Annotated in this window: 6 protein-coding genes and 1 pseudogene; 5 read left to right on the forward strand and 2 right to left on the reverse strand. The window is 64.9% G+C overall.

The genetic code is table 11. The annotated features are described in order from the left end of the window. Together VF649_RS02095 and VF649_RS02100 are read right to left on the reverse strand one after the other, a co-directional pair. Positions 1-305 (reverse strand): annotated as a pseudogene (locus VF649_RS02095) (hypothetical protein); the annotation flags it as partial. Positions 306-367: 62 nt separating this feature from the next. After that, the gene (locus VF649_RS02100) at positions 368-2,197 is read right to left on the reverse strand and encodes a DUF885 domain-containing protein (protein WP_331010304.1); all 1,830 of its coding nucleotides are present in this window, start codon (positions 2,195-2,197) and stop codon (positions 368-370) included. A gap of 631 nt (positions 2,198-2,828) precedes the next feature. On the opposite strand from VF649_RS02100, the gene VF649_RS02105 reads away from it, so the two are divergent. From VF649_RS02105 to VF649_RS02125, 5 genes are all read left to right on the forward strand, one after another. After that, on the forward strand, positions 2,829-5,606 hold the full coding sequence (locus VF649_RS02105) for a TonB-dependent receptor (RefSeq protein ID WP_331010305.1): 2,778 nt from the start codon (positions 2,829-2,831) through the stop codon (positions 5,604-5,606). 112 nt (positions 5,607-5,718) lie between these two features. Further along, entirely contained in the window at positions 5,719-8,142 is a 2,424-nt protein-coding gene (locus VF649_RS02110) for a glycoside hydrolase family 95 protein (RefSeq protein WP_331010306.1), read from the forward strand. 99 nt (positions 8,143-8,241) lie between these two features. After that, positions 8,242-9,438: an ATP-binding protein gene (locus VF649_RS02115; protein ID WP_331010309.1), complete on the forward strand. Its 1,197-nt coding sequence runs from the start codon at positions 8,242-8,244 to the stop codon at positions 9,436-9,438. After that, a complete protein-coding gene (locus VF649_RS02120) occupies positions 9,435-9,818 on the forward strand; it encodes a response regulator (protein WP_331010307.1) in 384 nt (127 codons plus the stop codon). The genes VF649_RS02115 and VF649_RS02120 overlap by 4 nt, the downstream gene beginning before the upstream one ends. Before the next feature lie 92 nt (positions 9,819-9,910). Beyond that, the coding region (locus VF649_RS02125) for a glutathione S-transferase N-terminal domain-containing protein (protein ID WP_331010308.1) at positions 9,911-10,210 on the forward strand (300 nt) is incomplete at its 3' end.

Genomic DNA, 10,210 nt, shown 5'->3' on the forward strand with positions numbered 1-10,210 from the left:
GGGGCGACCGGGGGTACGGGCGGGGTCGGCGCGCGCACCGCGCCGCCGCCGGCGGTCCGCCGCGCCTTGGCCAAGATCCCGCGCGGCGCGGGCTTGGGCGCGACGGTCTCGTCCGCATATTGCCGCACCTCGAACACCTTGGGGTCGGGCGGCGCCACCGGCTTCGGCGGCAAAGGCGGCCCCGGCCGGAACAGCAGGATCAGCACCAGCAGATGCGCCGCCACGACGGTCGCAAAGGTCAGCCCGCGCCGCCGCGGCGACGCGTCCGGCCGGTGCGACGCAGGAAGGGGGAACGCCGACGCCATCGGCGGCCGCTCTACGCTGCACCGCACCCGCCCGCAACCGGCGTGATCTTACGCTTTCGCCATCATGCCGCCGCTCCGGTCCGCGCGACATAATCGTCGATCGCGGTTGCCAGCACGGTCAGCGGCACCGCCCCCGCGCGGATCACCGCATCGTTGAAATCGCGCACATCGTACCGCGCGCCCAGCGCCGCCCTGGCCTTGTCGCGCAACCGCACGATCTCGGTATGGCCGACCTTGTATCCGCACGCCTGGCCCGGGCTGGCGCAATATCGGTCGACTTCGCTGGTGCATGCCGCCCGCGCCCGCCCGGTGCTGGACGTCATATAGTCGATCGCCTGCGCCCGCGACCAGCGCTTGGCATGCAGCCCGGTGTCGGTCACCAGCCGCGACGCGCGGAAACGCAGCGCCTGGAACATCCCGATCTGCCCGAACGGATCATCCTTGTAGAACCCCAGCTCGTCGACCAGCTGTTCCGAATACAGCGCCCACCCTTCGGTATAGGCGTTGAACCCCATCAGCGATCCGATCAGCGGCACGTCGTCGCGATGCTCGGCGATATAGGCGCCCTGCCACGCATGGCCCGGCAACCCCTCATGCGCCGACAGCGACGGGATCGTGAAGCGCGGCCAGTTCCCCGTGTCCTTCAGGTTGATGTAATAGATTGCCGGCCGCGATCCGTCGAGCGAGGCGAAGTTCATATAGCCCAGCGCCGCGCCCGCCTCGATATCGGCCGGCACCCGCTTCACCATCAGGTCCGCACGCATCGTCATCCGCGACACCTGCGGCAACAGCGCGCGCAACGCCGCGATCTTCTGCGTGACATAGGCGATCGCTTCCGCCCGCCCGGCATCGGTGTTCGGGTATAGCTGCTTCGGGTCCTTGGTCAGCGCGGCCAGCCGCTCGCCGACGGTGCCCTGCGTCATCCCCTGCGATTTCAGCACCGTGTCCATCCGCGCGTCCAGTTCGCGGCCCTGGTCCAGTCCCATCTGATGCACCGCGTCGGGCGACAGGTCGGTGCTGGTCGCATATTGCAGCAGCCAGGCATAATAGGCATCGCCCTGCGGCAGCTTCCACGCGCCCGCATCCGGTGTCGCCTTGGCGCGGACCGTGGTCAGCACGGCGATCTGCCGGTCCAGCGCGGGATAGACCGTCCCGCTCACGATCTTCGTGGCGCGCGCGCCCCAATCGCCGGCGATCGCCTTTTCCGTCGTCCGCCGCGTCAGCGACGTCACCATCCGCGACGTGCCCGCCGCCGTACCGCGCAGCCCGCGCAACTGGGTCAGCGTGGTGTCGATCAGGAAATCGGGGGCGATCACGCCGCGCCCCGCATCCTGCCGCACCTGCTCGCTTTCCTGGTCCAGCGCCTTCGCCATCGCCGACAGCCGCGCCAGATAGCCTTCGGCATCCGCACGCGTCTCCACCCGGTGCACCGAATCCAGGAATTCGGGGATCGCCTGATAGGCGCCGTCCTGCTGGCTGACGGCATAGGGGTTGCCGCCGCCGAACGTCCCGACCCCACCGTAGGCGAAGCGCGCGCCCGCCGCACCATTGGCCAGCTCATATGCGACCGAATCATATAGCAACCGGTCCTGCACGGTCAGCGCGCCGCGATCGACACGCGACAACATCCGCTGATAGCCCGCGATATCCTGGAACGTCCGCGCCCGCGCCGCCGCCGACCGATCGTTCAACCGCCCACGCGCCGCCGCCCGCGCGCCCGTATCCAGCCCCAGATAGCTGGCGGTTTCCGGCGATCGGTCCAGCGCGTCATTGGCCATCGCATCCAGCACCCCGCGCAACCGCGGGTCGATCGCCGCCAGCACCGGCGCGGCCCCGGCAACCAGCCCGGCGGCCGATGCGGACAACAGAAAATCACGGCGATCGAAGATCATGAACACGCTCCCGGTGAACCAACCCCCTTGCCTATCGCGACCACGCTACGCTGTCAGCCCCGGCCACGCACCAGAGCCGCCGCCGTCTGCACGCACTTTCTAAATCACTTGTCTCCTATTGGTACGATGACGAACATCTGTATCGCTGCGACCGCCCGCCCAGGTAGACGCGCGGGCCCTGAGTCGCACGACAGTGCACAAAAACGTCGGCATGGGAGTTATTGCGAACATGTCGCATAAAACGACCGCTTTTCGGTGGTCAGATCCCTGAATACTGCATTGCAGCAAAATACTGCGCGATCCACCGTGCAGCTTATCGGAAATCAGAGCTCCCAATGAAGCCGATATTGATTTTGCACGGTTTCTTGGCCGAAAATTGATCCTCATCAAGCACCGGACGCCGAATTGGCCGGATCAACAGGCGACCCCTTAGTGCCTGCTCTCCCACAAACGTCGAAGTGAAGCCGTCCTTTGCTGCACAAAAATACCGATAGCATGCAGAACTGAGATTGGTTATACACTGGTACGGTATCTGTTCACGCACTGTGTGGCCAGATGTCGGGGCGCCCGCTGACATGGACGAAAAGTCCGAGCGGTGGGCAGAAATATCATGGCAAAGGGGGGAATGACGATGAAACTTCGTTATATGGTTCTGCTGGCAACGGCGTTCAGTTGCGTCACCAGCGCGGCGATCGCGCAAGAAGCACCTGGGGGACCCGGACAGGACGACGGAGATATTGTCGTAACGGGTTTCCGCCGTTCGATTCGCGACGCGATCGAAGTTAAGCGCCGCGCCAATTCCATCGTGGATGTGATCAGCGCCGAGGATATCGGCAAGCTCCCGGACAGCAATATTGCGGACTCGCTCGCCCGTCTGCCTGGTGTCACCGTCGACCGTCAGTTCGGCGAAGGCGAACAGCTGTCAATTGCCGGCGTCGAGCCCGCGCTGAACCGTTTGACGATCGATGGTCACTCGGTGGCGTCGGCGGACTGGGGCGGGAACCCCTCCGATCGCTCCAGCCGCAGCTTCAACTATTCGCTGCTATCCCCGACGATCGTCAGTCAGGCGGTGGTCTACAAGACTCCCGAGGCCCGGCTCCAGGAAGGCGCGATCGGCGCGACCGTCGACATCGTGACCCGCAAGCCGCTTGATCTGGGCGCCAACACGATCGCCGCAACCGGCGGATACGAATATAATGATCGTGCCAAGCGTGGAAGTTTCCGTGGCTCGGCATTGTACAGCTGGCGCAATGCCGATGAAACCTTCGGTTTCCTCGGCGCCGTGAACTATGACAAGGAACAGCTCAGCCGTGCAGGCGTCGCCAGCTACTGGTATCGCACCGGTGCCGCGTTGCTGGAGAAGTATCCGAAGGATGCCAACGGCAACATCGTCTATACGGGTCCCAACAACACCGTCGCCAGCGGCCCGACCATCAACGGATCGCTTCCGAACCAGGCGACGATCAACGCGTTCAGTAACGCCCGCTACGCTTCGTTTCTCGCCCGCGAATTCTTCAAGCAGGAACGCCAGCGCATCGGCTTCAGCGGCGCGATCCAGGTCAAGCCGGCCGACAATCTCGTCCTGACGGGAACCGCACTCGTCATCCGCGGCAATTACGACAATGTTTCCAATTCCGAATATACCTATGGCTATGAAGGCTCGCAGCTGACGGCAGCCACCTTCATTCCGGGGACCAACGGGCTGCCGGGTATCGTCACCTCGGCAACCTTCGCGGGCCTCGCTCCGGGCTCCACGGGTGCGACCGGACAGCTGGATACGAATTTCCGCCGGACGCGCATCAAGAACGACTCCGCCACCCTGCTGCTGGATTGGAAGCCGGCCGGCTGGGAAATCACCGGCAATGCCGGTGCCACCCGCGCCTCGGGCGGTAAGGATCCGGAATATCTGCTCGATTTTCGGACACAGCAAGGCTTCACCGCCGGCGCCAACGGGCGGAAGACGACGGTCGACTGGCAATATCCCGCCAGCGACGCCTCGCGCTGGATCAGCAATTTCACCGCATTCGGCGGCGAAAATCTCAGCCCGTCCGACCAGGCCGCCAATGGCGGACGGCCTTTCTTCGGCCGGCAGATCGGCGGTATTCCGCTCCAGTCCGGCTTTACGGTCGATAAGGAAATCTTCGGCGAGTTGAACTTCAAGCGCGAAGTAAACTGGGGACCGATCAAGGACCTGCTGTTCGGTGGCCGCTATGTCGATCATGAAAACAGCAATACGACGTTTAGCAACGCGATTTTCACGAATCGCAACTTCACGCTCGCTGATCTCAACCCCTATGTTCTCGCCGGTGATCTCTATGACGGGCTTGGAACGTCAGGGAACGGCACGCCCTACGCCACCCTCGACAAGGACGGCATCATCGCTGCACTGCAAAATTATGGCACCACCAACATCGACCGGGGTTTCTCGAAGGGTGATTACTGGCTGGTCAAGGAAAAGATTGCGGCCGGCTATGTCCAGCTGAACTTCGAAACCGGCAAGTTCCGGGGAAACATCGGCGGTCGCTATGTCTTCACGCGCGACGACTCCAACTTCTATCTGTCGAGCGCGGGCAACACGGTCCTGACCAACGTCACCAATGACGAACATCGCTTCCTGCCGGCCGCCAACATCAGCTACCAGGCGGGTGACGATGTCGTGATCCGCGGCGCGGTGGCCAAGGTGATTGCCCGCCCCCGCTACAGCGATCTCGCCGGGTCGATCACGCTCGACGACGCCACCCGCTCGGGCGGCGGCGGCAACCCGGATCTGAAGCCCTATGCGGCCACCAATTTCGGTCTGTCGACCGAATGGTATTTCAAGCCCGGCAGCCTGCTCTCGGCCGAATTCTTCTATCGCGACATATCCAACTATGTGGGTAGCTCGGTCGACGAAGGTCCCGATGGCCAGGGGGTCCAGTTCACGAATGTCGTCACCGGCCAGACCCTGCGCTATGCCATCACCCGCCCGATCAACGGCGGGCAGGCGAAGGTTACCGGCTTCTCGCTGTCGGGTAACGCCAATCTGATCTGGGGCTTCGGGATCCAGGCCAACTATACCTATGCCGATGCCGAAACGGGCTTCGCAACCGGGCTTCCGTTCCTGTCACGGAATACCGTCACGATCGTCCCCTATTTCGAACAGGGGCCGTTCCAGGCGCGGGTCAGCTACAACCGCCGGTCGAAATATTTCTACCGCTTCGGGCGCCAGCAGTCGCAGGACTATACCGATGCCTATCGTCAGCTCGACATGTCGGTATCCTATGCTCTGACGGCCAACATCCAGGTCACGGCGCAAGCATCCAACCTGCTCGACGAAACCTATTATCAGTATAGCAGCACGAAGAACGCGCCGACCTCCATCTACAAAAATGGTCGCGTCTTCTCGATCGCCGCGACGGCCCGCTTCTGATCCATGGGTCGCATTTCCCCGGAAGCCCTGCCGAAAATAGCGGTGGTGCTTCGATAAACTGCATGGGTTCCGGTGTCTCACCGGAACCCATTTTTCTGCGTTGGAGTGTTCCATGACTGCTACCCGCCGGACCCTGCCGATTTCCGTCGCGCGATTGCTGGCGCTGTTCCTCTCGTCCGTCGCGCCCACGCTGGTCGCCGCGCGCGATCCCGCGCTGACGCTCCGGTTCGACAGCCCGGCGCCGCCGGCTGGGCGCGAGTGGGAAGAACGCGGGCTGCCGATCGGCAATGGCGCGATCGGCGCGATGATCGGGGGGCAGGTCGAGGAAGATCATGTCCAGCTCAACGAGAAATCGCTGTGGACCGGCGGGCCGGGGACGCTCGGCGGCTATGACCACGGCAACTGGCGCACGCCGCGTCCCGGTGCGCTCGACGGGGTCCGGCGGCGGCTGGCCAGGGAAGGCCGCATGGCGCCGGAGGAGGTAGCCGCGATCCTCGGCGAACCGGTCCGCAACTTCGGTGCCTATCAGACCTTCGGCGATCTGGTGCTGCGCAGGGCCGGCACCGGTGGCCCGGTGCAGGACTATCGCCGCACGCTGGCGATCGACGACGGCGTCGCCACCGTCAGCTATACCCAGGACGGCGTCCGCTACCGGCGTGACTATTATGCCAGCTATCCCGACGGCGTTCTCGTCATCCGCCTCACCGCCGACCACCCGGGCCGGATCGCGCTCGACGGCGGCTTCGCGCTTCCTACCAACCGCTCACGCACCGTCACGGCGCACGACGGGCGCCTCACCGTCGCCGGCGCGCTCCGCGACAACGGCCTCCGCTATGCGGGCATGGCGCAGTTTCTACCGGAAGGCGGCACCCGTACCGACCTTCCGTTCGGCGGCGTCGCGGTCCGCAACGCCGACAGTCTGACGATCATCGTCGCGCTTGGTACCGATTATGCGCCGGTCTATCCCGCCTATCGCGGCGCCGATCCCGACACGGCGGTCCGCGCGCGGATCGACGCCGCGATGCGACGCGGGGCCGCTGCCCTGCTCTCGCGGCACCAGGGCGATCATCACGCGCTGTTCGGCCGCGTCGCGCTTTCCATCGGCCAGGTCATGCCGGATCAGCCAACGGACCGCGTGCTCCAGGCTTATCGCGGCACCGACGCGCCCGCCGATCGCGCGCTGGAAGCGCTGTATTTTCAATATGGTCGCTATCTGCTGATCGCGTCGTCGCGGCCCGGATCACTGCCCGCCAATCTCCAGGGGATCTGGAACGCATCGACCGCGCCGCCTTGGGAATCCGATTATCATGTGAACATCAATACGGAGATGAACTATTGGGCGGCGGACACCACCAACCTGTCCGAAACCGCGATGCCTTTGCTGGATTTCGTCGATGGGCTGCGCACCGCCGGCCGTGAAACCGCCCGGTCGGTGTTCGGCGCACCTGGTTGGGTGTCGTTCCTCAACATGAACATCTGGGGCTATACCGGCCCGATCGACTATCCCACCGCCTTCTGGTTCCCCGATTCCAGCGCCTGGCTGGCGACACAATATTACGATCATTATCGTTTTTCCGGGGATCGTGCTTTCCTGCGGGACCGCGCCTATCCGCTGCTGAAGGACACGGTCGCTTTCTGGGCCGCCACGCTGCAGACCGATCCGCGCGACGGCCGCCGCGTCGCCTCGCCCAGCTATTCCCCGGAACAGGGCGATTTTACCGCCGGCGCCGCCATGTCGCAGCAATTGGTCGCGCAATTGCTGCGGGATACCCGCGCCGCGGCGGTCACGCTGGGCGACGCCGCTGGAGTCAAGCGCGCCGATGCGCTGCTCACCACGCTCGATCCCGGTCTGCGGATCGGATCCTGGGGCCAGCTTCAGGAATGGAAGGCTGATCTCGACGATCCCACCAACACCCATCGCCACCTGTCGCATCTGTTCGCGCTCTACCCCGGCGATGCCGTGTCGCCGGCGCGGACACCCGATCTCGCCGCCGCAGCCCGGACCTCGCTGGTCGCGCGCGGCGATTTCGGGATCGAACGGCGCGAACCGGGCATCGGCTGGAGCCGCGCGTGGAAAATTGCGCTGTGGGCGCATCTGCGGGATGGCGACGCCGCGCATCGCATGCTCGCAGCACAGTTGATGACCAGCAGCAACGTCAACCTGCTGAACACCCATCCTCCGTTCCAGATCGACGGCAATTTTGGCTCCACGGCCGGCATCGCCGAAACGCTCTTGCAAAGCGGCCCCGACGGCATCGATCTGCTGCCGGCGCTGGCGCCCGGCTGGCGCGACGGTTCGGTCGCTGGCCTGCGGGCGCGCGGCGGAGTCACCGTGGCGATCCGCTGGGCCGGCGGGCGACTCCGCGACGCAACACTCCGTCCCGACCGTGCCGGCCCGGTCCTCCTCGCCACAGGTGGCGGTCGCCGCTGGGCGATCACCGATGCCGCCGGCAAAGCGGTCGCGTGCCTGCCGGCCGCGACCACCTGCCGGTTCGACGCGGCCGTGGGTGACTATCTCGTAACGCCGCTTTCTTGATTGTCACAGGGATTTCAACGCCCTACTCATCGATCGTAACGGATGACGTGACCGGCGCCCTTCCTGCGGCTATGGGCGGGCGAAGGGAGGGAAGCCGTGATGTTCGAGTATCTGCACCATCTGCTCGCGGAACGGGGCATGGCGCCGCACGGCTATTGCCTGCTGTGGGATCCCGCGCTGATCTGGACGCATGTCGTTTCGGATGCGCTGATCGGCATTTCCTATTTCTCGATCCCGATCGTGCTGGCCCGGTTTCTCACCCGCCGCCGCGATGTCCAGTTCGGCTGGGTGGTGTGGATGTTCGCCATCTTCATCATGGCGTGCGGGGCGACCCACTTCATCGCGATCGTGACATTGTGGGTGCCGGCCTACGGGATCGAGGCGCTGGTCAAGCTGGTGACCGCGGCCGCATCGGTGATCACTGCGGTCGCACTGTGGCCGCTGCTGCCGCGCGCGATCGCGCTGCCGTCGCCGGCGCAGTTGCAACGCGCCAATGCCGAACTGCGCGATCGGATCGCGGAACGCGATGCCGCGCTCGCCGCGCTGGAACAGGAAAGCCAGGAACGCCGCAACGCCGAAGCCATGCTGCGCCAGGCGCAGAAGATGGAAGCGGTGGGTCAGCTGACCAGCGGCATCGCGCATGATTTCAACAATCTGCTGACCATCGTCATCGGCAATCTCGACCGTGCGAACCGGCTGGCGCCCGATCATGACCGCTTGTCGCACGCGATCCGGAACGCAACCGAAGGTGCCGAACGCGCGGCGCGCCTGACGGATCAGCTGCTGTCCTTCGCACGCAAGCAACCACTCCTGCCCGGCCACCATGATCTGAACGCGATCGTCGGCGGGATGCAGGCGCTGCTGGAACGCGCGCTCGGCAAGCAGGTCGTGCTGCGGCTCGAACGCGCGCCCGATCCGGTTCCGGTCCTGGTCGATCGTAACCAGACCGAAAGCGCGATCATCAACCTGGCGATCAATGCGCGCGATGCGATGCCCGACGGCGGCGTCATCACCATCGCCACCGGGGTCCAGCCGGACGAGCATGGCGTGCCCGCGGCGGTGATCACGGTGCGCGACACCGGCATCGGCATCCCGCCCGAACATCTCGAGCGCGTGTTCGAACCGTTCTTTACGACTAAAGTCCTTGGTCAGGGAACCGGATTGGGGTTAAGTCAGGTCTATGGTTTCGCCAAGCAGTCGCAGGGGGATATCAGCATCCACAGCGTCCCCGGAAGCGGGACGGAGGTCATGCTGTACCTGCCGATGGACGGGGATGTGAAAGGCCGGGATACGTGACGTCTAGCAACAAGGGACCGCGCGTCCTCATCGTCGAGGACGAGTCGCTGGTCCGGTCGATCGCCCATGAGGAATTTGCCGACGCGGGTTTCGACGTCGTGACGGCGGAGGACGGTCGCGCTGCGGTCGATCTGCTGAATGGCGGTGACATGTTCGACCTGCTGTTTACCGACATTCGCATGCCCGGCACGATCGACGGCTGGTCGGTCGCGACCGCCGCGCGTCGCGCGCATCCCGACATCGCGGTCATCTACGCCACCGGTTTTTTCGAGGAACCCAGCGCGATGGTGGCCGACGCGCGCTTCTTCAAGAAACCCTATCGCCTCGCCACGATCCTGGAAGCCGCGCGCCAGCTGGGAGTCGATCCGGCCAGGGGCTGACGACGGGCCGTTCCCGGGACCCGATGAACCGAGTCGACGCGGCGTCACGCAAAACTGGCGCGTCCCGCCCCCTGCGCTAAGACCGCTCGATCATGTGGCAACTCCATCAATTTCCGCTCTGCCCCTTCTCGCGCAAGGTCCGGCTCCTGCTGGGCGAGAAGGGCGTCGGCTATGAACTGCTCCGCGAATCGCCGTGGGAACGCCGCGATGAATTTCTCGACATGAACCCCGCCGGCCAGACGCCGGTCCTGACCGACCCGCTTGCCGGCCTGACCCTGATCGACTCCACCGCGATCTGCGAATATCTGGAGGAGACGATCGACAAGGCGCCGATGCTGAACGGCCCCGCCGCCAACCGCGCCGAAATCCGCCGGCTGGTCGCCTGGTTCGAT

Source organism: Sphingomonas sp. (assembly GCF_036387535.1).
Taxonomy (GTDB): domain Bacteria; phylum Pseudomonadota; class Alphaproteobacteria; order Sphingomonadales; family Sphingomonadaceae; genus Sphingomonas_R.